Genomic DNA, 25,642 nt, shown 5'->3' with positions numbered 1-25,642 from the left:
ACGAGTGGTGCCTGCGGGTGGTGCCTACGGCTTCGGCGTGGCGTGCGGGGCGCAGGTCACGTCCTTGCCGTCCAGCTCGCCGGTGAGGAGGTAGGCGTCCACCCGGGTGTTGATGCAGGAGTTGGAGAGGCTCGTCACACCGTGGGAGCCGGCGTCCTTCTCGGTGATCAGACGGGAGCCCTTGAACCGCTGGTGCAGTTCGACGGCGCCGTCGTACGGGGTGGCCGCGTCATGCTCGGACTGCACGATCAGCACGCCCGGCAGGCCCTTGTGGGTCTTGACCTCCACCGGAGTCTGCTGTTTCACCGGCCAGAAGGCACAGGGCAGGTTCATCCAGGCGTTGGCCCAGGTCATGAACGGGTAGTCCTTGTTGAGCCGCGTGTTGTCGCGGTTCCACTTGCTCCAGCTCGTGGGCCACTTGGCGTCGGTGCACTCCACGGCCGTGTAGACGGCGTTGCCGTTCTCCGAGGCGATGTTGCCGGCGGTGTCGGTGAGGTCCGGGGCGGCCGCGTCGACGAGCGCCTGGGTGTCACCGGCGACGTACTTGCTGAAGACCGTGGCGACCGGGATCCACGACGAGTCGTAGTACGGGGCGCTCTGGAAGAAGGAGATCAGCTCGGCCGGGCCGACGAGGCCGCCGATGGGGTTCTTCTTCGCGGTGGCGCGCAGTTCCAGCCACTTGGCCTGGACGGCGGCGCGGGTGGTGCCGAGGTGGAAGGTGGCGTCGTTGGCGGCGACCCAGTCCTCCCAGTCCTTCCAGCGGCCCTCGAAGGCGACGTCCTGGTCGAGGTTGGCTTCGTACCAGATCTTCTCCCGCGAGGGGTTGACCACGCTGTCGACGACCATCCGGCGGACGTGACCCGGGAAGAGGGTGCCGTAGACGGCGCCGATGTAGGTGCCGTACGAGACGCCCAGGTAGTTGAGCTTCTTCTCGCCGAGGGCGGCACGGACGACGTCCAGGTCACGCACGGTGTTCGGCGTGGTCATGTACGGCAGCATCTCGGCGCTGCGCTCGTAGCAGCCGTCCGCGTACGTGCGGGCCAGCTTGATCTGGGCGAGCTTGTCGGCCTCGCTGTCCGGGACCGGGTCGGCCTTGGGCGCCTTGACGAACTCCTGCGGGTCGGCGCAGGAGATGGGCGCGGAGTGGCCGACACCGCGCGGGTCGAAGCCCACGAAGTCGTAGGCCTTCGCGGCGTTGGCCCAGATGGCGTTCTTGGTGGTGACCCGGCGCGGGAAGCGCATCCCTGAGCCGCCGGGGCCGCCCGGGTTGTAGACGAGGGCGCCCTGCCGCTCCTCCTTCGTGCCGGTGTTGCCGATGCGGTCCACGGCGATCTTGATCTGCTTGCCGTTGGGCCGGGCGTAGTCGAGCGGCACGCTGACCCAGCCGCACTGGATCGGCTTCTCCAGGCCCCAGTCGGCCGGACAGTCCTGCCAGTCGATACCGGCTTTGGCCGCGCGCTCCGCGGCGATGGCCGCGCCCCGCTGCTCCCTGTCCTGCCCCGAACGGCCGCTGGTCGCGCTCGCGGTCGGCGCCGCGATGGCACCGGCCATCAGCGTGGCGGCGACGAGCGCTCCGGCCGAACCGAGCGCAGCGGTCCTTCTGTTCGGACGTATGTCCCTCAAGTGGGCTTCTCCCCTACCTTGTTCTGACGGTACGGCGGTACGGCGATACACGGCGGTAGAGGGATCCTCGCGGCTGTGAGGCACCTGAGAACAGGTTTGGTTGACCTTCTTTGCCAATCCGATAACCGGAGAGGAACGTACCGCTCACCGGTTGTCGAACAGACCCAGGGCTTCGTCCAGTGTCCGCCGCAGCCGCAGACCGTCCGGTGCGACGGCGGTCACCAGGGCCGCGGGGCCCGCGAGGGGCATGACGGAGGCGTACCCGTCGAGCACCTGGGCGGCCACCGGCTTGTCCTCGAACTCCGGCCGTACGACGACGAGTTGCCCGACCGCACGATGTCCCGCGAGCACGGCGGGCCCGTCCCAGCCGCCGGGGGCGCCGGGCCCGCAGCCCAGCTCCTGGTCGAGGACGACCCGGCCCGCCACCCGGAGGACCAGCCGGCTGCTCAGCCTCCCCGGCTCCTCCCCCACCCGCCCGAGGACCTGCTCCTCGCGCAGCACGAGGCGGGCACCGAAGGCGAGGTCGACCCGGGTGCCGACGTGCAGGTCGCTCCCGCGCGCGGAGATCAACGGCTCCGGCAGCCAGTGGAGTTCACCGCCGTCGGCCACGGTGAGCCGTACGTCGTAGCAGGCGGCGTCCTTGATCTGCCCCGGCAGGGCGATGGTGGCGGCGGCGGAGCCGACGGACAACCGGGCCCCGCTCCCGACCTCCGCCTCGACACCGAAGCGGTCCCCGCCCAGAGGTCCGCTCATGGCCCCCACGAGCATGACGCGCGCCTCGCCGCCCGTGCTCCGGGTGCGCCGCAGCGCGAGCGGACCGTCGCTCTCCAGGACCGGCAGGGAGGTCCCGCCGCGCCCGTTAGCCGTCGCCCGGATCCGGGCGACGGCGTGCACACCGCTCATGTCACGCCGTCCAGCCGGCGAGCTGCGCCCGCACCCAGGCCGCGACGTCCGCGACCCCGGCCTCGCTCCTCAACGACTGGAACACGACCGGCAGTTCGGCGCGCTGAGCCTTGGCGTCGGCGGCCATCCTGGCGAGGTCGGACCCGACGTACGGAGCGAGGTCGGTCTTGTTGACGACCAGCAGGTCGGCGGTGGTGACCCCGGGGCCGCCCTTGCGCGGGATGTCGTCCCCGCCCGCCACGTCGATCACGAAGATCTGCGCGTCGACGAGCCCCTTGGAGAAGGTGGCGGTGAGGTTGTCCCCACCGGACTCGACGAGCACGAGGTCGAGCGGCCCGACCGCGTCCTCCAGGTCCTCCACCGCCTCGAGATTGGCGGAGATGTCGTCCCGGATGGCGGTGTGCGGGCAGGCCCCGGTCTCCACCGCGGTGATCCGCTCCGGCGGCAACACGGCCTCCCGCAGGAGGAATTCGGCGTCCTCGCGGGTGTAGATGTCGTTGGTCACCACCGCAAGCGACAACTCGTCGCGCAGCACCCGGCAGAGCGCCGCCACGGTGGCGGTCTTCCCGGACCCCACGGGCCCCCCGAGCCCGATCCGCAGGGCCCGCCGCCCCCCGTCCCCACGACGAACATCGGCACTGACCGCGGCGGGTCCCTGATGAGAGTGATCGAGATGCATGGGGCGGCTCCGGTTGGGGGGAGAGGGGGGCTGGGGGAGGTTCGTCAGACGGTTGAGAGCGGGTGGGGCGGGTGGGGTTGAGGAACTTGGGATGCCCCGGGGGCGGGGGAGCCCCGGGAGGGGCGGGGGGGACCCCCGGGAGGCGGGGGGGGGGACCCTCGGGAGGGGCGGGGGTGCAGCCCCGGCGGGGTGCAGGGGGCGCAGCCCCCGCGTGGGGCCCGGGGCGGAGCCCCGAAGACGGGAACCTCCCAGCCCACCGAGCCGGGCGGGCGGGTGGGCAAACCGGGGTGCAGGGGGCGCAGCCCCCGCCGGGGCACGGGGCGGAGCCCCGAAGACGGGAACCTCCCGGCCCACCGAGCCGGGCGGGCGGGTGGGCAAGACCCCCGGGTCCAGGGGCAGAGCCCCTACGAGGCGAACAGACGTACCGGCCACGCCGCATGCGCCTCCGCCCCGATCTCCAGCAACGGCGCCGACGCCGCCGGCAGCACGTCGACACCGGCGGACCGCACCGCCGCCCCCGCCGACACCGCCCGGTCGACCACCCGGTCCAGCTCCGGCGCCAACCGCGCCAGTACCGCCGTAGCCTCGAAGGGGTCGAGGCTGAGCAACCGCACCACGGCGGTGGCCGGCCCGCTCACGCTCTCGTAGACCGCGCAGTACGCCGCGTCCTCGGGCCCCAGCCCGGCCGCCCGCGCCGCCAGCCCGAGCACCACCGGCTGGTGCGCCCCCTTCGGGAACTCGCGTGCCAGTGCGTCCAGTTCGGCGCTCGGCCAGGTCGCCCGAGCGGCCCGCATCAGCTGGCGCCCCAGTTTCCGCGCGGCCAGCCGCAGCGCCGGCGACGGTGTGCGGGCGTCCGCCGCCGCGTCGAGCTCCGCCGGGTCCGCCCCGGCGGCTGCCGCCGCGGCGAGCCCCGCTGCCACCAGCCCCGCCGTGTGCAGCCGCCCCCGGCAGAACGCCTCCAGGCTCGCCGCCCCGGTGATCCGCCCCGCCCTGACGGCTTCCTCCGCTCCGCCGGAGTGCGCGTGCCCTCCGGCGGGGAAGCGTCCGTCGGCGAGGACCAGCAGTGCCGCCCTGCCCATCACGACCCGCCCATCAGAACAGGAAGTAGCGCTGGGCCATGGGCAGTTCGGCGGCCGGCGCCGCCTCGACCAGTTCCCCGTCGATGTGCACGGCGAAACTGTCGGGGTCGACCCGCACGTGCGGCCGGGCGTCGTTCTCCCGCATGTCCGCCTTGGTGACCCCCCGCGTGGACTCGATGGCGACGAACCTCTTGCCCAGCTGCAGCCGCTCCGGCAGCCCGTCCTCGATCGCCAGCGGTGCGACGAAGTTGAACGAGTTCGAGGCCGGGGCCCGCCCGATCGCGCCGTACATCGGACGCGGCAGGATCGGCTGCGGGGTCGGGATCGAGGCGTTCGCATCACCCATCTGGGCGTACGCGATCTGGCCGCCCTTGATGACGAGGTGCGGTTTGACGCCGAAGAACGCAGGCTCCCACAGGACGAGGTCGGCGAGCTTGCCCGTCTCGACGGAGCCGATCTCCCGCGCCAGTCCCTGTGCCAGTGCCGGGTTGATCGTGTACTTGGCGACATAGCGCCGTACCCGGTGGTTGTCCGCGCGCCCGTCCCCGGGCAGTGCGCCCCGCCGCCGCTTCATGACGTGCGCGGTCTGCCAGGTCCGCAGGACGACCTCTCCGACCCGGCCCATGGCCTGTGCGTCGGAGGAGATGATCGAGATGGCGCCGAGGTCGTGCAGGATGTCCTCCGCGCCGATCGTGGACGGGCGGATCCGCGACTCGGCGAAGGCCAGGTCCTCCGGGACCGCCGGGTTGAGGTGGTGGCACACCATCAGCATGTCGAGGTGTTCCTCGGCGGTGTTGACGGTGTACGGCCGCGTGGGGTTGGTCGAGCTGGGCAGCACGTGCGGCTCGGAGACGACGGTCATGATGTCCGGCGCGTGCCCGCCGCCCGCGCCCTCGGTGTGGTACGCGTGGATACCCCGCCCGGCGATCGCGGCGAGCGTGTCGCCGACGAATCCGGCCTCGTTCAGGGTGTCCGTGTGGATGGCGACCTGGATGCCCGTCCGCTCCGCCACCGTCAGGGCCGCGTCGATCACGGCGGGCGTGGAGCCCCAGTCCTCGTGCAGCTTCAGGCCCAGCGCCCCGCCCCGGATCTGGGACAGCATCGCCTCGTGCGAGACGGTGTTGCCCTTGCCGAGGAAACCGATGTTCAGCGGGTACTGCTCCATCGCCTCCAGCATGCGGGCGAGGTGCCAGGGGCCCGGCGTCACCGTCGTGGCCTTGGAGCCCTCGGCAGGACCGGTGCCCCCGCCGACCAGGGTGGTGACCCCGGCGGACAGCGCCTCGTCGGCGATCTGGGGGCAGATGAAGTGGACGTGCGCGTCGACCGCACCGGCCGTCAGGATCCGCCCGTTGCCGGCGATGACCTCGGTCTCCGGGCCGAGGACCAGGTCGGGGTGGACGCCGTCCATGGTGTCGGGGTTGCCCGCCTTGCCGATCGCGGTGATCCGCCCGTCGCGGATGCCCACGTCCGCCTTGACGATCCCCCAGTGGTCGACGATGACGGCACCGGTGATGACGGTGTCGGGCGTGCCGTCTGCGCGCGTAGCACGCGCCTGGCCCATGGACTCCCGGATGACCTTCCCGCCGCCGAAGACCGCCTCGTCACCGGCGAGCCCGGGACCGCCGGAACGGTCCTCCTCGATCTCGATCAGCAGGTCGGTGTCGGCCAGCCGGATCCGGTCCCCGGTGGTCGGGCCGAACAGGTCGGCGTACGCGGGACGAGAGATCTCAGGCATCGAGGGCACCTCCGGTCTCCCCGCGCAGCCCGGGCACGATCCGCGCGCCGGTGAGCGGGACGAGTTCCACGTCGACGGGGATCCCGGGCTCGAAGCGCACGGCGGTGCCGGCGGCGACGTTCAGCCGCTGTCCGCGCGCCGCCGCGCGGTCGAACTCCAGACCGGGGTTGGCCTCGGCGAAGTGGTAGTGGGAGCCGACCTGGACGGGCCGGTCGGCGGCGTTGAGGACGGTGAGCCGGGTGACCTCGCGGCCCTCGTTGTAGACGATCGGGTCCTCGGCGAAGAGGATCTCTCCGGGAATCATGGCGGTCCCCCCCCCTCAGACGATCGGGTCGTGGACGGTGACGAGCTTGGTGCCGTCGGGGAAGGTGGCCTCGACCTGGACGTCGTGGATCATCTCGGGGATGCCCTCCATGACGTCGTCGCGGGTGAGCAGCTTGCGGCCGGACGCCATGAGTTCGGCGACGGTACGCCCGTCCCGCGCGCCCTCCAGGATGTGCGAGGTGATCAGGGCCACGGCCTCGGGGTGGTTGAGCTTCAGCCCGCGGGCCCGGCGCTTCTCGGCGACGTCGGCCGCGACATGGATCAGCAGCCTCTCCTGCTCGTGCGGGGTCAGTTGCACGTCCCACCTCACATCCTCGCTCCGGACCGTGCGGGGCCCGGTTGCCGCGGCCACGAGGAAAACCCCTGGTGGCGTGGAGGGGCAGGCTAGTTGGAGCGCATTTCGAGCACGTTAACCAAGCCGTGATCCATCAGGCGTGCGGCCGCACCCCGGCATGCACGTCCACGCGCGCGGGCCGTCACCCGGACGGCGGATGCCGCGCCACGCGGGTGACGGCCGGGAGCCCCGCCTCCCGCGGTGTCTACGACGGGCCGGTCCCCCGGTGTTCCGCCGCGGCACCCCCTCGGTGGTCCGCCGCGGCGCCTCCCCGGTGTTCCGCCGCGATGCCGAACCGCCGGCGTTCGCGAGGAGCGGAACCGACCTCGCGCACGGCGGAGACCGAGCTGATCACCTGCTCCTCGGCCGGCCGGTCGAGTTCGTCGAGTCGTTCCAGGTCGGCGGCGGAGACGAGGGCGACCAGGGGCTTGCCGTGCCGCGTCACGACGACGCGCTCACCGCCGTACACCACCCGGTTGATCAGGTCGGCGAGTTCAGCCCTGGCTTGTGTCACCGGAATCTCGTAGGCCATGACCCCATTCTAACGTCACGTACGTCCTGTACATTTTTTACAGATGCGCCGACGCAGAAGGAGGGGTTCTCCCATGACCCGACCGTCCGCCCGCCATGTCCTGCCCGAGTTCACCGAGCGCACGAGCTTCGGGCACCGGACGATGGATCCCTACTCGAAGCTGCTGGAGGAGCGGATCGTCTTCCTGGGAACGCCCGTCGACGACACCTCGGCGAACGACGTGATGGCCCAGTTCATGTACCTGGAGCACAAGGACCCGGACCGGGACATCGCGCTGTACATCAACTCCCCCGGCGGCTCGTTCAGCGCGATGACGGCGATCTACGACACGCTCCGGTACGTCACCTGCGACGTGGAGACGACCTGCCTCGGCCAGGCCGGCTCCTCGGCGGCGGTCCTGCTGGCGGCGGGCACGCCGGGCAAGCGGTTCGCGCTGCCCGGCGCCCGGATGGTGATCCGGCAGCCGGCCCTGCCCGAGCCGGTGGAGGGGCAGACCTCCGATCTGGCCATCCAGGCGGAGGAACTGGCCCGCACCCGCGACCTCCTGGAGGAGATGCTCGTACGGCACACCGGACGCACCCCCGAACGGGTGACCGAGGACATCGAACGGGACCTGATCCTGACCGCACCTCAGGCGGTGGAGTACGGCCTGGTGGACGGGGTCGTCCCGAGCCGCAGGGGCGCGGCCGGCGCGCCGGGCGCGAGGTGAGCGCCCGATGGTCCCCGAGCTGCCGCCGCTGCCCGCGCTGACCCGCGCCGAGGCCGAGCTGATCGACCGATACCTGGACGTGGTGGACCTGCTCGGGCGGATCAATCCCGCCCGCCACGGCGACACGTACCGCGGTCTGCGGGCCGCCCAGGCGCTGGTGGCGAGGGCGGCGGAGCTGCGTGACGCGCTGGCGCTGATGCACCAGCGGGGCGAGAGCGAGCTGTCCGCGCCGACCCTCGCGCGGGCGCTGCGCGTCCTGGACGGGGAGCGCCGTACGGCGCGTGTCACGGTGCCTCCGCTCTCCGACAGTTGACCCACGGCCGTCCGGCCCGGCACGGCCGCGTCACGAGCGCGACGTCCGGGCCGGACCCGAAACGCACCAGACGGATTACCCCCGTTCGGCGGAGCGGCGGCTCCCCTCGCGAGCGCGCGCGAGTTGCCGAAAGCGCCGTTTCCCGGAGCCGCACAAGGGGTAGCGCCGCAGGTCGGAGGGCTTTTGGCGGCCTTGACACCTGAGCGTCCATCAGGGTGTCCACCCGAACGGGTGAGTGGTGAGTAACCCCACAAATCCACGGTTCCATTGGGATTTTTGGTCAACGGTGAGTCAAGATCCCTGTCTGACGACAAGTCCCCGCCACAAGCGGCGGGGCGGTCCGGGCGGACGCCGAGTCCTGCCGCTGCCCGGATTGACCGGTCGACAGAAGTGCATCGGCAGGAGTGGAGGACCCAAGCACGACGGGTCGCCGGAACGTCGCCTCCGCAGGGAGACGCCGGACCGAGCAACCCTTGGGGTGAAGCCGCGCGAGCGGCCGGGCACCTTTGTCAGCCCGAATCCGACAGGTCATCCTTCACAGGCGGTTGACGAAGGGTTGCGCATGACTGCGCTCAATCGTGTCCCGTCGCTCATGGCCAGGGCCGGTACGGCCTCTGCCTTCGCCATCGCCGCCGTCGGTGGCTCGATCGTGATCCCCGGTGTCGCCTCCGACGCGGCGGCTGCCACACCGGCGACCAAGGCACTGCAGGTCGCGGCGTCCAAGAAGGGCTCTCCGTACAAGTACGGGGCGACCGGGCCGAAGAGGTTCGACTGCTCGGGTCTCACGCTGTACTCGTTCAAGAAGGCGGGCAAGACGCTGCCGCGCACGGCGGCACAGCAGTACAACAAGACCCGCCACATCTCTGCCGCCAGCCGCAAGGCCGGCGACCTGGTGTTCTTCCACTCGGGGTCGAACGTGTACCACGTCGGCATCTACGCCGGTAAGGGCAAGATCTGGCACTCGCCCAAGACGGGAGACGTGGTGAAGCTGCAGAAGATCTGGACCAAGAGCGTCTGGTACGGCCGGGTCCGCTGACCCTCGTCGTCCTTCCGGGGCGGTGGCGGCGTCCTGACGCGCCGTCAACGCCCCGGGAGTTCGCCGGCCGGCGGGATCGCCACGGCTTCCACGGCCGGCTCCGCCGGGACGGTCCAGGGCAGCTCCACCGCGACCGTCTTGCCGCCCTCGCGCGTGGGGCGGACTCTGAGCTTGCCGCCGCATTCGGCGGTCAGCCAGCGAATGATCACCAGACCTCGGCCGTTGTCCTGCTGGACGGCGGCCGGCAGTCGTTTGGGCAGGCGCGGGTGGCTGTCGGTCACGCCGACGTACAGGCGCTCGTCACGGTCGAGGACGAGGTCCACCGTGAAGGTGGGTGACAGCCCGAAGGTGTGCTGTACGGCGTTGGTGGCGAGTTCCGAGACGATCAGCCGGATGGTGTCGGCCGCCTCGCTGTCCGCCGGCAGACCCCACTCGCCGAGAGTGCCGGCCACGAAACCGCGGGCGGCGGAGACCGAGGCGGGATCGCTCGGCAGAGTGACGGATGCTTCCAGATGGTCTGCCATGGCGACCTCGTCCCTTTCCCACCGGACCGGAGTCCGACACGCTGCGGATGGTTCGAGTACGGTCCCGGACCGGTGCTTCTTCGCCAGACTGCCATTACCGCGCCGGTCCCGGTGGCGATCCACCGGGATATGCATATATCTGTCGCCCGATGCGGTGAACTCTGCCACGGTCGAACATTCTGGACGGCACGTCAGGAATAAGGAGGAGCTCATGCAGCACGGCCCTGCGGTGCGCCGCCGGAAGCTGGGCGCCGAGCTGCGCAGTCTGCGCGCCCGGGCGGGGCTCACGAGCGGCGAGGCGGCCCGGCTCGTCGGATGGCACCAGTCCAAGGTGAGCCGTATAGAGACCGGCACCAGTGGTACGAAACCGGCCGATGTGCGGTTGCTTCTCGACGCCTACCAAGTGACCGACCCGCATCTGCGGTCGCTGATGCTGGCCTTGGCCGGCTCGGAGGAGAGCGGCGGCCGGGAGCACTGGTGGCACGCCTACCGCGGGGTGCTGCCGGCCGCCTACCGGGACTTCATCAGCCTGGAGTCGCAGGCCGGCGCGATGCGCACCCTGGAGACGACCGTCGTCCCGGGGCTGCTCCAGACGCCCGAGTACGCGCGCGCGGTGACCCGGGCGGCGGTGGAGGGGGCGGACGAGGAGCAGCTCGACACGCTGGTGGAGGTGCGGATCGCCCGTCAGGACGTGCTGCGCAGGGAGCCGCCGCTCCTGCTGAGCGCGGTGCTGGACGAGGCGGTGCTGCGGCGGGAGGTGGGCGGCCCGGAGGTCATGGCCCGTCAGCTCGGACGGCTGAGGGAGGCGGCGCGGCTCCCCCACGTACGGCTGCAGGTATTGCCGTTCTCGGCCGGTGCCCATATCGGGGTAACCGGACCTTTCGTTATCTTCTCATTTCCGAGCGGTTCTGATCTGGATGTGGTTGTTCTCGACCACATGACGAGTAGCCTCTATCTCGAACGGAAAGAAGACCTCGAGGCCTACACCGAGGCCTTCAACGCCCTTCGGGTCCATGCCCTTTCGCCCGAGGAATCACTGGATTACATCGCCGCGACAGCTGACGGCGCGTAGGGAGGCACCATGTCAGCACTGCCTCGGAACGTACCTCGCAGCACCGATCCCCACGCTCTCCCGCGGGTGCGGTGGCTGCGCAGCAGCTACAGCACGGGAGCCAACAACTGCGTGGAGACGGCCCGGCCGGCCTCCGGGCCCTGGGCCGGACTGCTCGCCGTACGCGACTCCAAGGACCCGTCCGGGCCCGCCCTGCTCTTCTCCCCCGAGAGCTGGTCGGGTTTCACGGCCGCGTTCCGCTGATCACCGCGTCGGTCACCGACGCACGATCCCCGCCATCCGCCGACAGGGGCGGCTCACGGCCGTGTCACGCCGACTCATGGTCGTGTCTCCCCGATGACCCGTACAGCGCGTTCCAGCTCGGCCCCGGAGAGGTCCGCACGGGCGGTCAGCCTGAGGCGCGAGATGCCGTCGGGCACGGAGGGAGGACGGAAGCAGCCCACGGCCAGGCCTGCCGACCGGCAGTCCGCCGCCCACCGCACGGCCCCCTCCGGGGACGGCGCCCGCACGGAGACGACCGCGGCGTCCGGACGTACCGCCTCCAGGCCCGCGGCCGTCAGCCGGGAGTGCAGCTCGGCCGCCACCGCACGCGCGCGTGCCGCCCGCTGCGGCTCCCGGCGCAGCAGCCTCAGCGCCGCCAGCGCCGCGCCCGCCGCCGCCGGGGCCAGACCGGTGTCGAAGATGAACGTCCGGGCCGCGTTGACCAGATGCTCGATCACCCGCGCGGGCCCCAGCACGGCGCCGCCCTGACTGCCGAGGGACTTCGACAGCGTCACCGTGACGACGACGTCCTCGGCACCGGCGAGACCCGCCGCGTACGGGGCGCCCTGCCCGCCGTTCCCGAGCACGCCGAGGCCGTGCGCGTCGTCCACCACCAGCCCGGCGCCGTGCTCCCGGCAGGCGGCCGCGAGGCCGGCCAGCGGGGCGGCGTCGCCGTCGACCGAGAAGACCGTGTCGGAGACGGCCACCGCGGGGCCGTCGTGGGTGCCGAGGGCCTTGCGCACGGCGTCCGGGTCGGCGTGCGGGACGACCTGGGTGGTGCCGCGGGCCAGCCGGCAGCCGTCGATGAGCGAGGCGTGGTTGCCCGCGTCGGAGACGATCAGGGAGCCGTGCGGGGCCAGCGCGGTGACCGCGGCCAGATTGGCGGCGTACCCGGAGGAGAAGACGAGGGCCGCCTCCGCCCCGCAGAAGTCGGCCAGCTCCCGCTCCAGCTCGGTGTGCAGCTCGGTGGTGCCGGTGACCAGCCGGGAGCCGGTCGCGCCGCCGCCCCAGGCCCGTGCGGCCGCCGCGGCGCCCTCCTGGACCTCGGGGTGGCGGGACAGGCCCAGGTAGTCGTTGCTGGCGAGGTCGAGCAGCGCGGAGTCGGCCGGGCGGGGCCGCAGCGTCCGTACGAGTCCGGCCCGGCGGCGCAGTTCCGCCTGTTCGTCGATCCAGCCGAACGCCATGGGTCCTCCGGGGCTTTTGTAGGTAGCGGACAGACACTAGCGGCATGAACCGCTACCCACGGTGTGGCAATACCCACACGTCGAACCGGGTGTGTTGTGTGATCCCTACCTTGGCCCGAGGCGGGTCGGTAGGACAGGATCGGCTCTCATGGACCTGCTGAACACGCTGGTGGACAAGGGGCTTCGGCGCGAGCTGCCGACCCGCGAGGAAGCGCTGGCCGTCCTCGCCACTTCCGACGACGACGTGCTGGACGTGGTGGCCGCGGCCGGAAAGGTGCGCCGGCACTGGTTCGGCCGACGGGTGAAACTCAACTACCTCGTCAACCTCAAGTCGGGGCTGTGCCCCGAGGACTGTTCGTACTGCTCCCAGCGGCTCGGCTCCGAGGCCGGGATCCTGAAGTACACCTGGCTGAAGCCGGACGAGGCGTCCAGGGCCGCGGCGGCCGGGCTCGCGGGCGGGGCCAAGCGGGTCTGCCTGGTGGCGTCCGGGCGCGGCCCGACGGACCGGGACGTGGACCGGGTCTCGGACACGATCAAGGCCATCAAGGACCAGAACGAGGGCGTCGAGGTGTGCGCCTGTCTGGGCCTGCTCTCCGACGGCCAGGCCGAACGGCTGCGCGAGGCGGGCGCGGACGCCTACAACCACAACCTCAACACGTCCGAGTCGACGTACGGGGACATCACGACCACCCACACGTACGCCGACCGGGTGGACACGGTCCAGAAGGCGCACGCGGCGGGCCTGTCGGCCTGCTCGGGCCTGATCGCGGGCATGGGCGAGACGGACGAGGACCTGGTGGACGTGGTCTTCTCGCTGCGCGGGCTGGACCCGGACTCGGTGCCGGTCAACTTCCTCATCCCGGTCGAGGGCACGCCGCTGGCCAAGGAGTGGAACCTCACCCCGCAGCGCTGTCTGCGCATCCTGGCGATGGTCCGGTTCGTCTGCCCCGACATCGAGGTGCGCATCGCGGGCGGCCGCGAGGTCCATCTGCGCACCATGCAGCCGCTGGCCCTGCACCTGGCCAACTCCATCTTCCTCGGCGACTACCTCACGACCGAGGGGCAGGCCGGCAAGGCCGACCTGGAGATGATCGCGGACGCGGGCTTCGAGGTGGAGGGCGCGGGCGAGGTCACGCTGCCGGAGCACCGGGTCGCCGCGGGCGGGGGCGGCTGCGGCTCCCACGCCGAGGCCGGCTGCGGGTCGGGGTGCGGGTCCCCTTCGGACGGTGCCGCGGGCTGCGGGTCGCACGAGGGGGGCGGGGTGTGCGGGACCGCGTCCGCCGCCGCTGCCGCGCTCGCGGGCAACGAGCCCCGTACGGACCTGGTCGCCGTACGCCGCCGAGGCGCCGGTACCGACCTCGCGCCCAATGCCTGAGCTGCCCGTCCCCGAGCTGCTGGAGCTGGACCGACGGCACGTCTGGCATCCGTACGGTCCGATGCCCGGCCGGGCCGACCCGCTCGTCGTGGAGTCGGCGAGCGGGGTGCGGCTGCGCCTGGCGGACGGGTCCGGCGAGCTGGTCGACGGCATGTCGTCCTGGTGGTCGGCGATCCACGGCTACAACCACCCGGTGCTGAACGAGGCCGCGCGCGAGCAGCTGGGGCGGATGAGCCATGTGATGTTCGGCGGGCTGACGCACGAGCCCGCCGTACGGCTGGCGAAGCTCCTTGTCGACATCTCGCCTGACGGGCTGGAGCACGTCTTCCTCGCCGACTCCGGTTCGGTGTCGGTCGAGGTCGCGGTGAAGATGTGCCTGCAGTACTGGCGCTCGCTCGGCCGCCCCGCCAAGCGGCGCCTGCTGACCTGGCGCGGCGGCTATCACGGCGACACCTGGCAGCCGATGTCCGTGTGCGACCCCGAGGGCGGGATGCACGACCTGTGGACCGGGGTGCTACCCCGTCAGGTCTTCGTGGACCCGCCTCCCGTGGAGTACGAGGAGGAGTACGCCGAGCGGCTGCGTGCCGCGATCGAGCGGCACGCGGACGAACTGGCCGCGGTGATCGTGGAGCCGGTGGTGCAGGGCGCGGGCGGGATGCGGTTCCACTCCCCCGCGTATCTGCGGGTGCTGCGCGAGGCGTGCGACGCGCACGACGTGCTGCTGGTGTTCGACGAGATCGCGACCGGGTTCGGGCGCACGGGTGCGCTGTTCGCGGCGGGGCACGCCGCGGTGACGCCGGACGTGATGTGCGTGGGCAAGGCGCTGACCGGCGGATACCTGACGATGGCCGCGACGCTGTGCACCGCGCGGGTGGCCGACGGGATCTCGCGGGGCGAGGTGCCGGTGCTGGCCCACGGCCCGACGTTCATGGGCAACCCGCTGGCCGCCGCCGTCGCCTGCGCCTCGGTCGAGCTGCTGCTCGGTCAGGACTGGCTCGCCGAGATCAAGCGGATCGAGGCGGGGCTGCGGGAGGGGCTGGCGCCGGCCGCCGGGCTCCCCGGCGTGCGGGACGTCCGTGTGCTCGGGGCCATCGGGGTGGTGCAGCTCGATCACGCCGTGGACATGAAGGCCGCCACGGAGGCGGCCGTGCGGGAAGGTGTCTGGCTGCGGCCGTTCCGCGACCTGGTCTACACGATGCCGCCGTACGTCACGGGTGACGCGGACGTGGCACGGATCGCCCGCGCGGTGTGCGCGGCGGCGCGGGAGGGATGAGCATGCCGATCCTGGTGATCACGGGGACGGGCACGGAGGTCGGCAAGACCGTGACCACGGCGGCCGTCGCCGCCTCCGCGCTCGCGGCGGGCCGCTCGGTGGCCGTCCTGAAGGCCGCGCAGACGGGCGTCGCCGAGGACGAGCGCGGGGACGCGGACGAGGTCGCGCGGCTCGCGGGTGCGGTGACGGCGGCCGAGACCGCCCGCTATCCCGAACCGCTGGCCCCGGCGACGGCGGCCCGGCGGGCGGGTCTGCCGCCGGTGCGGCCGCAGGACGTGGTGGAGGCGGCGCGGAAACTGGCCGCCGGGCACGATCTGGTGCTCGTCGAGGGGGCGGGCGGGCTGCTCGTACGGTTCGACGAGGCGGGCGGGACGCTGGCCGACGCGGCCCAGGCGCTGCGGGCGCCGGTGCTGGTGGTGGCCTCGGCGGGACTCGGCACGCTGAACACCACGGAACTGACGGCCCGTGAACTGCGGTCGCGCGGTGTGGAGTTGCTGGGTGTCGTCATCGGCGGCTGGCCCGACTCCCCCGATCTGGCGATGCGGTGCAACGTCACGGACCTGCCGGATGTCGCCGGCGCCCCGCTGCTGGGGGCCCTGCCGATGGGCGCGGGTGCGCTGACGCCCGCCGACTTCCGTACGGCGGCACCGGGTTGGCTGGCGCCGCGACTGGACGGGACGTGGGAGGCGGAGGCGTTCCGGGAGGCGTCGGCGTCCTGAACGCCCGTCCTGGTGCGGCGCCAGTGCGAACGCCCGCCAGATCCGCGAGACCGCGGACTGCGACATGCCCGTGGCCGCCGCCATCGACCTGGTCGACCAGTGGGTGGCGTTCTTCGGCTTCTCCTCGAGTGTCTTGACGATGACCCGCTCGACGTCCGCGTCGGTGATCTTCCAGGGGACGCCGGGCCGCGGCTCGTCGGACAGGCCGTCCAGGCCCCGTTCGAGGAAGCGCCTGCGCCAGGTGCGGACCGTGTCCGGAGTGACCCGCAGCCGGCGTGACACTTCCATGATCGAGTGCCCGTCGGCGCACTCCAGCACGATCCGCGACCGCTGGGCCCGCGCCTGAGCCGTCCTGCGGCGACGCACCCAGCCCTCCAGCACGGCCCGCTGGGCATCGGCCACCGACAACGGCGGAATCCTCGGACCCGGACGACTCATACCGAACCAACGACGAATCTCCGACTCAGGCCACTAGTCCGCCTCGGCCAGCAGCCGGACCAGTTCGATGCGGGAGCGGATGCCGAGGCGGGTGAAGACGCCGCGCAGGTGGTGGTCGATGGTGCGGGGGCTGAGGGCGAGGCGGGTGGCGATCTCGCGGTTCGTGGCGCCCTCGGCGGCCATGCGGGCGACCATGAGCTGCTGGGCGGTCAGACGGGTGGTGGGGGTGTCGGTGCCGTGTGCGGGAGTGGCGGGGGCGCCGAGGGCACGGAGTTCGGCGCGGGCGGTCTCGGCGCAGTGCGGGGCGCCGAAGGACTCGAAGGCCTCGCGGGCGCTGTGCAGCCGGTCGCGGGCTTCCGCGCGTCGGCGCAGTCGGCGCAGGGCGCTGCCGAACAGCAGTTCCGTACGGGCGCGTTCGAAGGCGCGGGTGCCGTCGGCGTGCAGGTCCAGGGCGGTGCGGTAGTGCTCCACCGCGTCGGCGCCCGGGGTGAGCAGGGCCCGGCAGCGGGCGCTGAGGGCGAGGTCGTCGGGGCTGCGGACGGCGCGGGCCCAGCGGTCGTAGTCGGCGTGCGCGGCCCGGGCCATCCGGGTGTCGCCGGCGCGCACGGCGGCCTCGACGTAGTGCGGGGTGGCCAGGTGGCGGACGGCCCGGTGGCCGTGTCCCGGGCCGAGGGCGGCGAGGGCACGCAGCCGGGCCGCGGCGGCGGCGTAGCGTCCGGCGCCGAGGTCGAGGAAGGCGAGCGCCCACTGGGCGAGGGCGGCGGGCAGACCGAGCCCGTGCGCGAGGGCGTAGGACCGGGCCGCCGCCGCACGCTCCCGGCACAGGTCGCCGTCGCCGGTGAGGGCGGCGAACATCGCGAGAGCGGCCTGCAGATGGCAGGCGCCGTTGTCCTGTCCGGTGGCGTACGCCTGCCGTAGCGCGTCCAGCGCGGCGGTCTCGGCGGCGCGTGGGCGGCCGGTCCAGAAGTCGGTGTAGGCGCGGAACTCCATCGCCTGGGAGGCAGTCGCGGTAAGGCCGCGGGCCCGGGCGGCGGCCGCCGCGCGGACGGTGGCGGTGGCGGCGCGGGTGTGGTCGCCGAGCATCAGGGCGGCGATGCCGGCGTGCAGGAGGAGGGTGGGGTCGCCGCCCGGCCCGCACCGCCCGGCGGTCGCCTCCAGCAGGTCGCGGGCGTCTCCGTACCGCCCGTCGACGGCGGCGGCGACCCCGGCGAGCACTCCCGGAGGCGCGACCCCCAACCGCCGCGCCACACGCACAGCTTCCCGGCATCGCCGCAGGTCACCCGTGTAGACGGCGGCTTCGGTGGCACGGGCGAGGAGGAGTTCGACAACGGGAGGGGAGGGCGGGACGGCACGGCCGACGGTCACCGGACCGGCGGGCTCGGGCGGGGCCGGGTGACGGGCGGACGTCGGGCCGGAAGGCTCGGGCGCGACCGGGGGACGGACGGTCGCCGGGCCAGGCGGCTCGGGCGGGGCCGGAGGACGGACGGGCGCCGGGCCGGAAGGGTCAGGCGGGGCCGGAGGACGGACGGGCGCCGGGCCAGGCGGCTCGGGCGGGGCCGGAGGACGCGCGGACGCCGAGCCGGAAGGCTCGGGCGCGGCAGGGTGACGGACGGGCGGTGTGTCTGGGTGGGCCGGCGGGGTGGTGGCGGCGGGGGTCGACATGTCGGCAGGGCCACTTGCCCGTACCGCTCCCGCCAGCAGTGCGTCGAACGCCTCCCCCGCCTGGCCGGTGCGCAGGGCGAGGACGCCGCTCAGGGCGTCGACGTCGGTGCGGGCGGCGAGGGCGCGGGAGCGGTCGGCCTCGCCGGAGTTCCAGGCGTCGGCCGCCGCGCGGGCGAGGAGGCGGGACTGTTCACGGGAGTCCGTGCTGAGCGCGGCGGCGCGTTCGGTGAGGGCGCAGGCGAGGGCCGGGTCGGCGGCCCGGCGGGCCCGCTCGGCCGCCGCCGTGAGCTCCGCGGCGAGCCGCCCGCTGGGGCCGAGGGCGCCGGCGCCGCGGTGCCAGGAGCGGCGCGGCAGCTCGGTGTCGTCGTGCAGGACGCGGGCCAGCAGCCGGTGGGCGTCGCGCCGGTCGGCCGGCGCGGCCGTCTCGTACGCGGCGATCCGCGTCCAGGCGTCACGGAAGCCGACCCCGCCCGCCGTGGCGTACGCGAGCCCGGCCGCCTCGGCGGTCTCCAGCGACCGGGTGTCCAGGCGGGCGGCGGCGACGGCGCGCAGGAAGGCGTGGGTGGCCACCGGGTACTGGTCGGCGGCGGCGAGCAGCAGGAGGAGCCGGGTGTCGTCGGGCAGGGCGCGGATCTCGGCGCGGTAGCCATGCAGGAGGCCGGGGGCCAGCTCGGCGGGGTGGGTCGGCAGCGGGTCGAGTCCGGCCGCCTGCCGGTCGGTGAGCCGCGCCGCCAGTTCGGCGGCGGCGCGCTGATCGCCGTATACGAGGCGCAGCACCCGCACCCGGACGCCCTCGGGCAGCGAGGAGGCCGGGCGCTGCCACGCGTCCGGGGGTGGCGATGGCGAAGTGCGGTCGGCACGTGGGGGGTTCACTCGAGTCACCACGCAACTGACGTTACTGGCGAGTTACTTGAACCGTAAAGACCGGCGATTTCACCGATGCGGCGCGCGTAGACCCGGCCGGACACTCCTGGCAACCCCACCCGTTTCAGGAGGCATCATGCAGCGCCGCAAGCGTCGCATCGCCGCGGTCATCACGGCCGCGGCCTCTTCGCTCCTTCTGTCACTGTCGTTCTCCGCCCCCACAGCCCACGCCGCGACCCACGACCCGGTCGTCTTCGTGCACGGTCTCAGCAGCGACTCCAGCAGCTGGGACGACTGGGTCGCCGACTTCAAGGCCGACGGGTACACGTCCGCCGAGCTGGACGCGTGGTCGTACAGCTGGACCCAGTCGAACGTCACGACCGCCTCGCAGCTGGCCACCGAGATCAAGAACGTGCTGGCGAGAACCGGCGCGAGCAAGGTCGACGTGGTCGTGCACTCCATGGGTGCCCTCAGTGCCCGCTACTACCTCAAGAACCTCGGCGGCACGTCCTCCGTGGACGACTTCGTCTCCGTCGCGGGCGTCAACCACGGCACGTCGGTCGCCTCCTGGTGCAGCTGGCTGTACACCTCCTGTGCCGAGATGGTCACCGGCAGCTCGTTCCTCACCGCGCTCAACTCCGGTGACGAGACGCCGGGCGGCGTGAACTACGCGACCTACTGGTCGAACTGCGACGCCGCCATCGACCCGGACTCCTCGGCCCTGCTGAGCGGGGCCACCAATGTCGGCGTCGGGTGCATCTCGCACAACGAGATGAACAACGACCTCGGTGTGTACCAGCAGGTGCGCGACTTCATCCGGTGACGCGTCCGTGAGCGGCGGCGGGGATGCGGCGGGTCCGGGCGGGGGAGAATCCCGGTAGGCCCGTCCTGCCCGGGAGGTCGTCATGCCGATTCGGTCCGCCGGCTCCGGCCGGGTGCCCGGTGATCCCGTCCACCATCCGCTGTTCGCCCGCTGCTACACCCTGCTCGGTACGGCCGCGGAGACCCGGGCCGGTCTCGCCGGTGTGCGGGACCGGCTGCTCGCCGGGCTCTCCGGCCGGGTCATCGAGATCGGCGCGGGGAACGGACTGAACTTCGCGCACTATCCGGGTGCCGTCTCGGAGGTCGTGGCGATCGAGCCCGAGCGCCGGATGCGGCGCTCGGCGCAGGAGGCGGCCCTGCGCGCCGAGGTGCCCGTCGACGTCGTACCGGGCATGGCGGAGGCGCTGCCGGTGAAGAGCGAGGCCTTCGACGCGGCGGTGGTCTCCCTGGTGCTGTGCAGTGTGCGGGACGTGCCGCGCGCGCTCGCCGAGCTGCGGCGCGTGCTGCGGCCCGGCGGCGAGCTGCGGTTCTTCGAGCACGGCCCGGGCGGCGGCCGGGCGATGCTCGCCGCCCAGCGCGCGCTGGACCGTACGGTCTGGCCGTCCCTCGCCGGCGGCTGTCACCTCACCCGCGACACGGTCGGGGCGCTGCGCGACGCCGGGTTCGAACTCGGCCCGTACCGGCGGATGTCGCTGCCGGAGAAGGGGCCGAGACTCCCCTTCTCCTTCTGTGTCCTCGGTTCGGCCCGCAGACCCTCATAGGCTCCACTGGCGCAGTTCCCGGGCGATGTCGAACACCGTCGCCTCGCCGCTCTTGACCAGCTTCGCCAGATCCCGCACCTGTTCGGGCGAGGTGGCCACCTTCAGACCGCTGGCGACGAGGTAGGCGTAGGCGACCGCGCAGGCGAAGAGGGCGTTGGAGCGCTCCAGCGCGGGGACGTGGATGAGGAGTTGGAGCAGGGCGGCGGCGCGGGCCTGCGGGTCGTCGTAGACGGGCACGTCGAATATCTCCGCCTGGTGGCGCGCCACGGCGGCGACCAGGGCACCCCAGTCGGTGACCTGGGGGTCACCCGGGGTCTTCTGTTCGGCGAGCATGAGGAGCCAGGCGAGGTCGATCCGGAGGTCGCTCAAGGGATCAGCGGCGACCTTCGCGCGTGCCGCCCTCACGTACCGCGCCTTCGCGCGCGGGGCCCTCGCGTACCGCGCCCTCGCGGTCCGCGCCGAATTCCTCCGCGAAGACGTTCTCGTACTGCTTCATGAAGTCGGCCGCGGCCTCCACGAAGGTGTGGCCCACTTCCCCGGCGTCCTGTCTGACCAGCTCTTCGATGTAGCGGTTGACGCTCATGCCGCGGGCCGTGGCGCGCTCGCGGGCGGCCCGGGCCGTGCCCTCGTCGACGCGTACGTTCAGCTGGGTCTTCGCCATACCTCGACGCTAGCGCCGGGATGCTAGCAACGGCAAGGGCGCGCCGGAACGGAAAAGCGATACCGGCGTGGAGCGGGTCACACTAGTCTCGGCACGTCGACGCGAGCGAGGAGGCAGTCTTGTCCACAGCGGCCTTGTCCACCCCCGACGGGATCGCGGCCCGTGCCCACGGTCTGACCAAGGCGTACGGCTCCGGCGAGACCACGGTGCTGGCCCTGGACTCGGTGGACGTGAACATCGCGCGTGGCCGCTTCACCGCGGTCATGGGGCCCTCGGGGTCCGGAAAATCCACCCTGATGCACTGTCTGGCCGGCCTGGACACCGTGTCGGCCGGTCAGGTGTGGCTCGGCGACACGGAGATCACAGGGCTGAAGGACCGGGAGCTGACCCGGCTGCGGCGGGACCGGATCGGCTTCATGTTCCAGTCGTTCAACCTGATCCCGACGCTGAACGCGGCCGAGAACATCACCCTGCCCATGGACATCGCGGGCCGCAAGCCCGATCAGAAGTGGCTGGACCAGGTGATCGACACGCTGGGGCTGCGGGAGCGGCTCCGGCACCGGCCGGCCCAGCTCTCCGGCGGTCAGCAGCAGCGGGTGGCCTGCGCCCGGGCGCTCGTCTCCCGCCCCGAGCTGATCTTCGCGGACGAGCCGACCGGCAACCTGGACTCACGGGCCGGCCTGGAGGTCCTCGCGTTCCTGCGCCGGGCGGTGGACGACCTCGGCCAGACGGTCGTCATGGTCACCCACGACCCGGGCGCCGCCGCCCACTCCGACCTGGTGCTCTTCCTGGCGGACGGCCGGATCGTGGACGAGATGGAGCGGCCCACGGCGGAGGCCGTGCTCGAACGCATGAAGCGGTTCGACGTCGGTCGTGCCCCGGTCGGCGACGGCACCCCCGAGGAGGACTGACCAGGTGCTGAAGGCGACGCTCAGAAGTTTCCTCGCGCACAAGGGACGGCTGCTGCTGTCGGCCCTCGCCGTCGTCCTGTCGGTGGCGTTCGTCGCGGGCAGTCTGATCTTCTCGGACACGGTGACCCGTACCTTCGACCGGCTCTTCGCGTCCACGGCGGCGGACGTGACGGTCGAGCCCAGGGACGATCTCGACTCCCAGGTGCCGAGCGGGGCGGTCCAGACCGTGCCCGCCTCCCTGGCGGCCCGGGTCACCCGGGTCGAGGGGGTCGCCTCCGCCCACGCGGACGTCGGCGTGCAGAACATCACGGTCGTCGACAGCGACAACAAGTCCGTCGGCCCGACCACCGGTGCCCCCACCATCGCCACCGACTGGTACCTCACCGACCGCAGCCCCGTGAAGCTGACCTCCGGCCACGCCCCCCGGGGCGCCGGCCAGGCCATGCTCGACGCGGACACCGCGGACAAGAAGCACGTCGACATCGGCGACACGCTCACCGTGATGGCCCAGCCGGGGTCCTTCGAGGTCGAGATCGTCGGCATCGCCACCTTCACCACCACCAACCCCGGCGCGGCCCTGGTCTTCCTCGACCCGAAGGTGGCCGCGACCGAACTCCTGGGCTCGGCGGACAAGGCCACCAGCATCTCCGTGGACGCCGCGGAGGGGGTCTCCGACGCCACGCTCAAGCAGCGCGTCACCGCCGCGCTCGGCTCGGGGCCGTACGAGGTGAAGACCGCGGACGAGCAGGCCGAGTCCTCGGCGGAGTCCCTGGGCGGGTTCCTCGACGTCATCAAGTACGTGATGCTCGGCTTCGCCGGGGTCGCCGTCCTGGTCGGCGTGTTCCTGATCGTCAACACCTTCTCGATGCTGATCGCCCAGCGCACCCGTGAACTGGGGCTGCTGCGCGCGCTCGGCGCCGACCGCCGTCAGGTACGGCGCTCGGTGCTCACCGAGGCGGTGCTGCTCGGGCTGGTCGGCTCCACGCTGGGCCTCGCGGCCGGCATCGGTCTCGCGGCCGGGCTGATCAAGCTGATGAGCGCGTTCGGCATGAACCTCAAGACCACGGAGATGGTCGTCGGCTGGGTGACTCCGGTGGCGGCGTACGCCGTCGGCGTCGGCGTCACCTTCGTGGCCGCCTACCTCCCGGCCCGGCGCGCGGCCACGGTGTCCCCCATGGCGGCCCTCGCGGCCGCGGACATCGCCGGGGTGGGCCGGCCGCTGAAGGTGCGCGCGGTGGTCGGATCGGTCGTCGGGGTGCTCGGTGCCGCCGCGCTGGTGGGCTGTGCGACCTCCTCGAAGACGGCGTCCGCGGCCTCCCTGCTGGGCCTGGGCGTGGTCCTGACGCTGATCGCCACCGTGATCGCCGGACCGCTGCTGGTGCGCCCGGTGATCCGGGTGCTCGGCGCGGCCTTCCCCGCGCTGTTCGGATCGATCGGGCGGATGAGCCAGCGCAACGCCCTGCGCAACCCCCGCCGCACGGGTGCCACCGCCGCCGCGCTGATGGTGGGCCTGGCCCTGGTGGGCGGCATGTCGGTGGCGAGCGCCTCGATGTCGAAGTCCTTCGACGAGCAGATCGACAAGACGCTCGGCGCGGACTTCGTGATCCAGAACGCCAACTTCACGCCGTTCTCCCAGGAGGTGACGGACGCGGTCCGGGACACCGACGGCGTCGGCCTCGTCGTACGGCAGCGGTTCGCGCCGATCGCCGTACGGCTGCCGGACGGCAGGCGGATCGAGACGACGGCCTCGGGATACGACGACCAGGTCGACGACGTCGCCCGGGTCACGTACGCCGAGGGCGACTCGGCGGCGGCGCTGGCGGACGGCGCCATCGGCATGGACGTGGACTTCGCCGAGGACCACGGCGTGAAGCTGGGCAGTGTGCTGCCGGTGGAGTTCCCCGGCGACCGCACGACCTCGCTGAAGGTGGGCGCGCTCACCGACCAGGACGCCGCCGACGGGTTCGGCATGCAGGGCGGGCTGTTCCTCGGGATCGAGACCGTCGAGAAGTACGTACCGGGCGGGCAGGACTCCGCGCTGTACGTGAACGCGGCCGCCGGCACCGGCGCCGATCAGCTGCGGCCCCGGCTGGAGAAGACCCTCGACCCCTATCCGCAGGTGCAGGTGCGCGACCAGGCCGACTACAAGAAGCTGGTGCACGACCAGATCGCCGTCCTGCTCTACCTCGTCTACGCGCTGCTCGGCCTCGCGATCGTGATCGCGGTGCTCGGCGTGGTCAACACGCTGGCGCTGTCGGTGGTGGAGCGGACCCGGGAGATCGGGCTGCTGCGGGCGATCGGACTGGCCCGGCGGCAGTTGCGGCGGATGATCCGGCTGGAGTCGGTGGTGATCGCGGTGTTCGGCGCGGTTCTGGGACTGGCGCTGGGCCTGGTGTGGGGCGTGTGCATACAACAGGTGCTGGCCCTGCAGGGCATGAAGGCACTGGCGATCCCGTGGGGCACGATCGTCGCCGTGGTCATCGGCTCGGCGGTCGTCGGTGTCGTGGCGGCACTGCTGCCGGCGCTGCGGGCGTCCCGGATGAACGTGCTGGCGGCGATCGCCCACGAGTGAGGGAGTGCGGCTGCCGCCGCACTCCTCCCCACCCGTCCCCATGCGATCAGATTCAGTCAAGGGCGGTCGACTTCGGCACCTCAGCCGATCGACCGCCCTCGCCGCGTTACGTTGTGACGAGCGTTCAAGGCGGCACCGCGCAAGCCCGCCCGTGCGGAGACCGACGGGTGACCGCGCACACGAGAGTCAGGTATGGGGGACATGACCGACGCACAGTCCGGCGCACAGTCCGGCGCCCGATCCGACGAACTCCCGGACGACAGCGGGCAACCGAGCCTGCGGCCCCGCCCCCAGGGCAGAACCCGGCGGGACCGGAAGGACCACTACGGAGTCGTACGGGCTCAACCCCCGACGGACGACCATCAGCACGACGACCCGTCCCCCAGCTTCGAGACGCCCCCCGCCGCGGCCGTGGCCCCGGCCCCACCCCCGCCGCCCCAGCAGGCCGGTGACGCGCGGGAGTGAGCGAAGCGTTGCCCGCCTCGTTCACCGCGGTACTCGTCTTCTTCGTCTTCGTGGTCCCCGGCCTGGCCTTCGAACTGAGTCTGCGCCGGCGTGTTCCGCTGCGTGCGGAGAGCCCCTTCGTGGAGACCGCCAGGGTCCTGCTGGTCGGCGCCCTCGCCACGGCGGTGGCCGCCGGACTGCTGGCGGCGGTGCACGAGATCCGGCCCGCCAGTCTGCCCAGCCCGAAGGGGCTCATCTCCGGCACCGCCCGGTATGTGTCGGCCCACCCGGAGCTCTCCGTGGCCGGCCTGACCGCGGAACTCGTCGCGGCGACGGCGCTGGCGCTCCTCGCCGCGGGACTGATGCGGCCGCCCACGAGCGGAGGCATCCACGGCTCCGACGCGTGGTACGAGCTGCTGTACAACGAGATCCCGCAGGGCAAGCACCCCAAGCTGGTCGTGGCGCTCAAGAGCGGCGGCTACCGCGTGGAGGGGTTCTTCCACACCATGAACACCCACCCCGAGGTGGACCGGCGCGAGCTGGTCCTGCGGAAGGTCGAGATCCTCAAGGAGGAGCAGGGGGCACCGCCCGTGCCCTGGCCCGCCCCCTTCGTACGGCTGGCCGTTCCGGCCCGCGAGATCGCCTGGGTGGCCATCGCGCACGTCGGACCGCCGGGTGCCGCTCCGGCCCCCTCGCCGCAGCCGCCGGCCGCGCACACAGCCTCCCTCGGAGACCGGGTGCGCGCGCTCCAGTGGCAGCTCGCCGCCGGCGTGCTGCTCGTCGAGTCGCTGCTGCTGGTGGCCCTCGGCTGACGCACCCGACACCGAAAGCG

At 72.6% G+C, this 25,642-nt stretch carries 27 protein-coding genes, 1 pseudogene and 1 riboswitch; of the genes and pseudogenes, 14 read left to right on the top strand and 14 right to left on the bottom strand.

Going from position 1 to position 25,642, the window contains the following annotated elements:
- Positions 1-24 precede the first annotated feature (24 nt).
- The 8 genes from ACFY30_RS33445 to ACFY30_RS33410 all read right to left on the bottom strand — a co-directional run bounded on the left by ACFY30_RS33445 (position 25) and on the right by ACFY30_RS33410 (position 7,209).
- A complete protein-coding gene (locus ACFY30_RS33445) occupies positions 25-1,623 on the bottom strand; it encodes an alpha/beta hydrolase (RefSeq protein ID WP_390848886.1) in 1,599 nt (532 codons plus the stop codon).
- A 144-nt stretch (positions 1,624-1,767) separates the two neighbouring features.
- Positions 1,768-2,526 (bottom strand): urease accessory protein UreD, encoded by a 759-nt coding sequence (locus tag ACFY30_RS33440; RefSeq protein ID WP_390848885.1) that lies wholly within the window; start codon positions 2,524-2,526, stop codon positions 1,768-1,770.
- A gap of 1 nt (position 2,527) precedes the next feature.
- Positions 2,528-3,205, bottom strand: coding sequence for an urease accessory protein UreG (ureG, locus tag ACFY30_RS33435; RefSeq protein ID WP_390657294.1), 678 nt, complete (start codon positions 3,203-3,205; stop codon positions 2,528-2,530).
- Between the two features lie 404 nt (positions 3,206-3,609).
- A complete protein-coding gene (locus ACFY30_RS33430) occupies positions 3,610-4,284 on the bottom strand; it encodes an urease accessory protein UreF (protein WP_390848884.1) in 675 nt (224 codons plus the stop codon).
- A gap of 13 nt (positions 4,285-4,297) precedes the next feature.
- Positions 4,298-6,019: an urease subunit alpha gene (locus tag ACFY30_RS33425; protein ID WP_390848883.1), complete on the bottom strand. Its 1,722-nt coding sequence runs from the start codon at positions 6,017-6,019 to the stop codon at positions 4,298-4,300.
- Positions 6,012-6,323 (bottom strand): urease subunit beta, encoded by a 312-nt coding sequence (locus ACFY30_RS33420; RefSeq protein ID WP_390657291.1) that lies wholly within the window; start codon positions 6,321-6,323, stop codon positions 6,012-6,014. Before ACFY30_RS33420 ends, ACFY30_RS33425 begins: the two co-directional genes overlap by 8 nt.
- A gap of 15 nt (positions 6,324-6,338) precedes the next feature.
- Positions 6,339-6,641, bottom strand: a complete 303-nt coding sequence (locus ACFY30_RS33415) for an urease subunit gamma (protein ID WP_010355509.1) — start codon at positions 6,639-6,641, stop codon at positions 6,339-6,341.
- Positions 6,642-6,882: 241 nt separating this feature from the next.
- Positions 6,883-7,209, bottom strand: coding sequence for a type II toxin-antitoxin system Phd/YefM family antitoxin (locus ACFY30_RS33410; RefSeq protein ID WP_390848882.1), 327 nt, complete (start codon positions 7,207-7,209; stop codon positions 6,883-6,885).
- A gap of 73 nt (positions 7,210-7,282) precedes the next feature.
- Here ACFY30_RS33410 and ACFY30_RS33405 point away from each other — a divergent pair, with 73 nt between their 5' ends.
- From ACFY30_RS33405 to ACFY30_RS33395, 3 genes are all read left to right on the top strand, one after another.
- Entirely contained in the window at positions 7,283-7,918 is a 636-nt protein-coding gene (locus ACFY30_RS33405; protein WP_390848881.1) for an ATP-dependent Clp protease proteolytic subunit, read from the top strand.
- A 7-nt stretch (positions 7,919-7,925) separates the two neighbouring features.
- Entirely contained in the window at positions 7,926-8,231 is a 306-nt protein-coding gene (locus ACFY30_RS33400) for a hypothetical protein (protein ID WP_390823273.1), read from the top strand.
- Positions 8,232-8,603: 372 nt separating this feature from the next.
- Positions 8,604-8,790: riboswitch (cyclic di-AMP (ydaO/yuaA leader) on the top strand.
- A 3-nt stretch (positions 8,791-8,793) separates the two neighbouring features.
- Positions 8,794-9,267, top strand: a complete 474-nt coding sequence (locus ACFY30_RS33395; RefSeq protein ID WP_390848880.1) for a C40 family peptidase — start codon at positions 8,794-8,796, stop codon at positions 9,265-9,267.
- A 44-nt stretch (positions 9,268-9,311) separates the two neighbouring features.
- Here the strand turns inward: ACFY30_RS33395 and ACFY30_RS33390 are convergent, their stop codons facing one another.
- Complete coding sequence (locus ACFY30_RS33390; protein ID WP_390848879.1) at positions 9,312-9,791, bottom strand: ATP-binding protein; 480 nt, start codon at positions 9,789-9,791, stop codon at positions 9,312-9,314.
- Positions 9,792-10,002: 211 nt separating this feature from the next.
- On the opposite strand from ACFY30_RS33390, the gene ACFY30_RS33385 reads away from it, so the two are divergent.
- Both ACFY30_RS33385 and ACFY30_RS33380 read left to right on the top strand, forming a co-directional pair.
- Complete coding sequence (locus tag ACFY30_RS33385) at positions 10,003-10,863, top strand: helix-turn-helix domain-containing protein (RefSeq protein ID WP_390848878.1); 861 nt, start codon at positions 10,003-10,005, stop codon at positions 10,861-10,863.
- Positions 10,864-10,872: 9 nt separating this feature from the next.
- The gene (locus ACFY30_RS33380) at positions 10,873-11,106 is read left to right on the top strand and encodes a DUF397 domain-containing protein (RefSeq protein WP_390848877.1); all 234 of its coding nucleotides are present in this window, start codon (positions 10,873-10,875) and stop codon (positions 11,104-11,106) included.
- 74 nt (positions 11,107-11,180) lie between these two features.
- Here the strand turns inward: ACFY30_RS33380 and ACFY30_RS33375 are convergent, their stop codons facing one another.
- Complete coding sequence (locus ACFY30_RS33375) at positions 11,181-12,308, bottom strand: 8-amino-7-oxononanoate synthase (RefSeq protein ID WP_390848876.1); 1,128 nt, start codon at positions 12,306-12,308, stop codon at positions 11,181-11,183.
- 148 nt (positions 12,309-12,456) lie between these two features.
- Between ACFY30_RS33375 and bioB the strand changes: the two genes are divergently transcribed.
- Genes bioB through bioD form a run of 3 tightly spaced genes read left to right on the top strand, consistent with a single transcriptional unit; the run spans position 12,457 to position 15,675 of the window.
- Entirely contained in the window at positions 12,457-13,683 is a 1,227-nt protein-coding gene (bioB, locus tag ACFY30_RS33370; protein WP_390848875.1) for a biotin synthase BioB, read from the top strand.
- Complete coding sequence (locus ACFY30_RS33365; protein ID WP_390848874.1) at positions 13,676-14,956, top strand: adenosylmethionine--8-amino-7-oxononanoate transaminase; 1,281 nt, start codon at positions 13,676-13,678, stop codon at positions 14,954-14,956. The genes bioB and ACFY30_RS33365 overlap by 8 nt, the downstream gene beginning before the upstream one ends.
- A gap of 2 nt (positions 14,957-14,958) precedes the next feature.
- The gene (gene bioD / locus ACFY30_RS33360) at positions 14,959-15,675 is read left to right on the top strand and encodes a dethiobiotin synthase (RefSeq protein ID WP_390848919.1); all 717 of its coding nucleotides are present in this window, start codon (positions 14,959-14,961) and stop codon (positions 15,673-15,675) included.
- A 96-nt stretch (positions 15,676-15,771) separates the two neighbouring features.
- Here bioD and ACFY30_RS33355 read toward each other — a convergent pair.
- Positions 15,772-15,963 (bottom strand): annotated as a pseudogene (locus ACFY30_RS33355) (helix-turn-helix domain-containing protein); the annotation flags it as partial.
- 183 nt (positions 15,964-16,146) lie between these two features.
- On the bottom strand, positions 16,147-18,657 hold the full coding sequence (locus ACFY30_RS33350; RefSeq protein ID WP_390848917.1) for a LuxR C-terminal-related transcriptional regulator: 2,511 nt from the start codon (positions 18,655-18,657) through the stop codon (positions 16,147-16,149).
- A gap of 118 nt (positions 18,658-18,775) precedes the next feature.
- Here ACFY30_RS33350 and ACFY30_RS33345 point away from each other — a divergent pair, with 118 nt between their 5' ends.
- Positions 18,776-19,462, top strand: coding sequence for an esterase/lipase family protein (locus tag ACFY30_RS33345; protein WP_390848873.1), 687 nt, complete (start codon positions 18,776-18,778; stop codon positions 19,460-19,462).
- Positions 19,463-19,544: 82 nt separating this feature from the next.
- On the top strand, positions 19,545-20,222 hold the full coding sequence (locus ACFY30_RS33340; RefSeq protein WP_390848872.1) for a class I SAM-dependent methyltransferase: 678 nt from the start codon (positions 19,545-19,547) through the stop codon (positions 20,220-20,222).
- On the opposite strand, the gene ACFY30_RS33335 is transcribed toward ACFY30_RS33340, so the two are convergent.
- Both ACFY30_RS33335 and ACFY30_RS33330 read right to left on the bottom strand, forming a co-directional pair.
- The gene (locus ACFY30_RS33335) at positions 20,217-20,591 is read right to left on the bottom strand and encodes a fic family toxin-antitoxin system, toxin component (protein WP_390657278.1); all 375 of its coding nucleotides are present in this window, start codon (positions 20,589-20,591) and stop codon (positions 20,217-20,219) included. The genes ACFY30_RS33340 and ACFY30_RS33335 overlap by 6 nt on opposite strands.
- A gap of 4 nt (positions 20,592-20,595) precedes the next feature.
- On the bottom strand, positions 20,596-20,883 hold the full coding sequence (locus ACFY30_RS33330) for a toxin-antitoxin system HicB family antitoxin (RefSeq protein WP_390848871.1): 288 nt from the start codon (positions 20,881-20,883) through the stop codon (positions 20,596-20,598).
- Positions 20,884-21,002: 119 nt separating this feature from the next.
- Here ACFY30_RS33330 and ACFY30_RS33325 point away from each other — a divergent pair, with 119 nt between their 5' ends.
- The 4 genes from ACFY30_RS33325 to ACFY30_RS33310 all read left to right on the top strand — a co-directional run bounded on the left by ACFY30_RS33325 (position 21,003) and on the right by ACFY30_RS33310 (position 25,622).
- Complete coding sequence (locus ACFY30_RS33325) at positions 21,003-21,794, top strand: ABC transporter ATP-binding protein (RefSeq protein WP_390657276.1); 792 nt, start codon at positions 21,003-21,005, stop codon at positions 21,792-21,794.
- Between the two features lie 4 nt (positions 21,795-21,798).
- Positions 21,799-24,366 carry an ABC transporter permease gene (locus ACFY30_RS33320; protein ID WP_390848870.1) on the top strand — a complete coding sequence of 856 codons (2,568 nt, stop codon included), beginning with the start codon at positions 21,799-21,801 and terminating at the stop codon, positions 24,364-24,366.
- Positions 24,367-24,567: 201 nt separating this feature from the next.
- Positions 24,568-24,831 (top strand): hypothetical protein, encoded by a 264-nt coding sequence (locus tag ACFY30_RS33315; protein WP_390848869.1) that lies wholly within the window; start codon positions 24,568-24,570, stop codon positions 24,829-24,831.
- Positions 24,828-25,622 (top strand): DUF6338 family protein, encoded by a 795-nt coding sequence (locus ACFY30_RS33310; protein WP_390848868.1) that lies wholly within the window; start codon positions 24,828-24,830, stop codon positions 25,620-25,622. The genes ACFY30_RS33315 and ACFY30_RS33310 overlap by 4 nt, the downstream gene beginning before the upstream one ends.
- Positions 25,623-25,642 lie beyond the last annotated feature (20 nt).

Source organism: Streptomyces sp. NPDC000345 (genome assembly GCF_042898825.1).
GTDB lineage: Bacteria > Actinomycetota > Actinomycetes > Streptomycetales > Streptomycetaceae > Streptomyces.
This window is presented reverse-complemented; position numbering and strand designations above follow the sequence as displayed.

Bases quoted from the DNA above. Each gene is read 5' to 3' on its own strand.
- ACFY30_RS33380 (WP_390848877.1), top strand. From the start codon at position 10,873: ATGTCAGCACTGCCTCGGAACGTACCTCGCAGCACCGATCCCCACGCT.
- bioB (WP_390848875.1), top strand. From the start codon at position 12,457: ATGGACCTGCTGAACACGCTGGTGGACAAGGGGCTTCGGCGCGAGCTG.
- ACFY30_RS33430 (WP_390848884.1), bottom strand. From the start codon at position 4,284: ATGGGCAGGGCGGCACTGCTGGTCCTCGCCGACGGACGCTTCCCCGCC.
- ACFY30_RS33425 (WP_390848883.1), bottom strand. From the start codon at position 6,019: ATGCCTGAGATCTCTCGTCCCGCGTACGCCGACCTGTTCGGCCCGACC.
- ACFY30_RS33365 (WP_390848874.1), top strand. From the start codon at position 13,676: ATGCCTGAGCTGCCCGTCCCCGAGCTGCTGGAGCTGGACCGACGGCAC.
- ACFY30_RS33440 (WP_390848885.1), bottom strand. From the start codon at position 2,526: ATGAGCGGTGTGCACGCCGTCGCCCGGATCCGGGCGACGGCTAACGGG.
- ACFY30_RS33400 (WP_390823273.1), top strand. From the start codon at position 7,926: ATGGTCCCCGAGCTGCCGCCGCTGCCCGCGCTGACCCGCGCCGAGGCC.
- ACFY30_RS33390 (WP_390848879.1), bottom strand. From the start codon at position 9,791: ATGGCAGACCATCTGGAAGCATCCGTCACTCTGCCGAGCGATCCCGCC.
- ACFY30_RS33410 (WP_390848882.1), bottom strand. From the start codon at position 7,209: ATGGCCTACGAGATTCCGGTGACACAAGCCAGGGCTGAACTCGCCGAC.
- ACFY30_RS33395 (WP_390848880.1), top strand. From the start codon at position 8,794: ATGACTGCGCTCAATCGTGTCCCGTCGCTCATGGCCAGGGCCGGTACG.
- ACFY30_RS33375 (WP_390848876.1), bottom strand. From the start codon at position 12,308: ATGGCGTTCGGCTGGATCGACGAACAGGCGGAACTGCGCCGCCGGGCC.
- ACFY30_RS33405 (WP_390848881.1), top strand. From the start codon at position 7,283: ATGACCCGACCGTCCGCCCGCCATGTCCTGCCCGAGTTCACCGAGCGC.
- ACFY30_RS33420 (WP_390657291.1), bottom strand. From the start codon at position 6,323: ATGATTCCCGGAGAGATCCTCTTCGCCGAGGACCCGATCGTCTACAAC.
- ACFY30_RS33340 (WP_390848872.1), top strand. From the start codon at position 19,545: ATGCCGATTCGGTCCGCCGGCTCCGGCCGGGTGCCCGGTGATCCCGTC.
- ACFY30_RS33345 (WP_390848873.1), top strand. From the start codon at position 18,776: ATGCAGCGCCGCAAGCGTCGCATCGCCGCGGTCATCACGGCCGCGGCC.
- ureG (WP_390657294.1), bottom strand. From the start codon at position 3,205: ATGCATCTCGATCACTCTCATCAGGGACCCGCCGCGGTCAGTGCCGAT.
- ACFY30_RS33330 (WP_390848871.1), bottom strand. From the start codon at position 20,883: ATGGCGAAGACCCAGCTGAACGTACGCGTCGACGAGGGCACGGCCCGG.
- ACFY30_RS33315 (WP_390848869.1), top strand. From the start codon at position 24,568: ATGACCGACGCACAGTCCGGCGCACAGTCCGGCGCCCGATCCGACGAA.
- bioD (WP_390848919.1), top strand. From the start codon at position 14,959: ATGCCGATCCTGGTGATCACGGGGACGGGCACGGAGGTCGGCAAGACC.
- ACFY30_RS33385 (WP_390848878.1), top strand. From the start codon at position 10,003: ATGCAGCACGGCCCTGCGGTGCGCCGCCGGAAGCTGGGCGCCGAGCTG.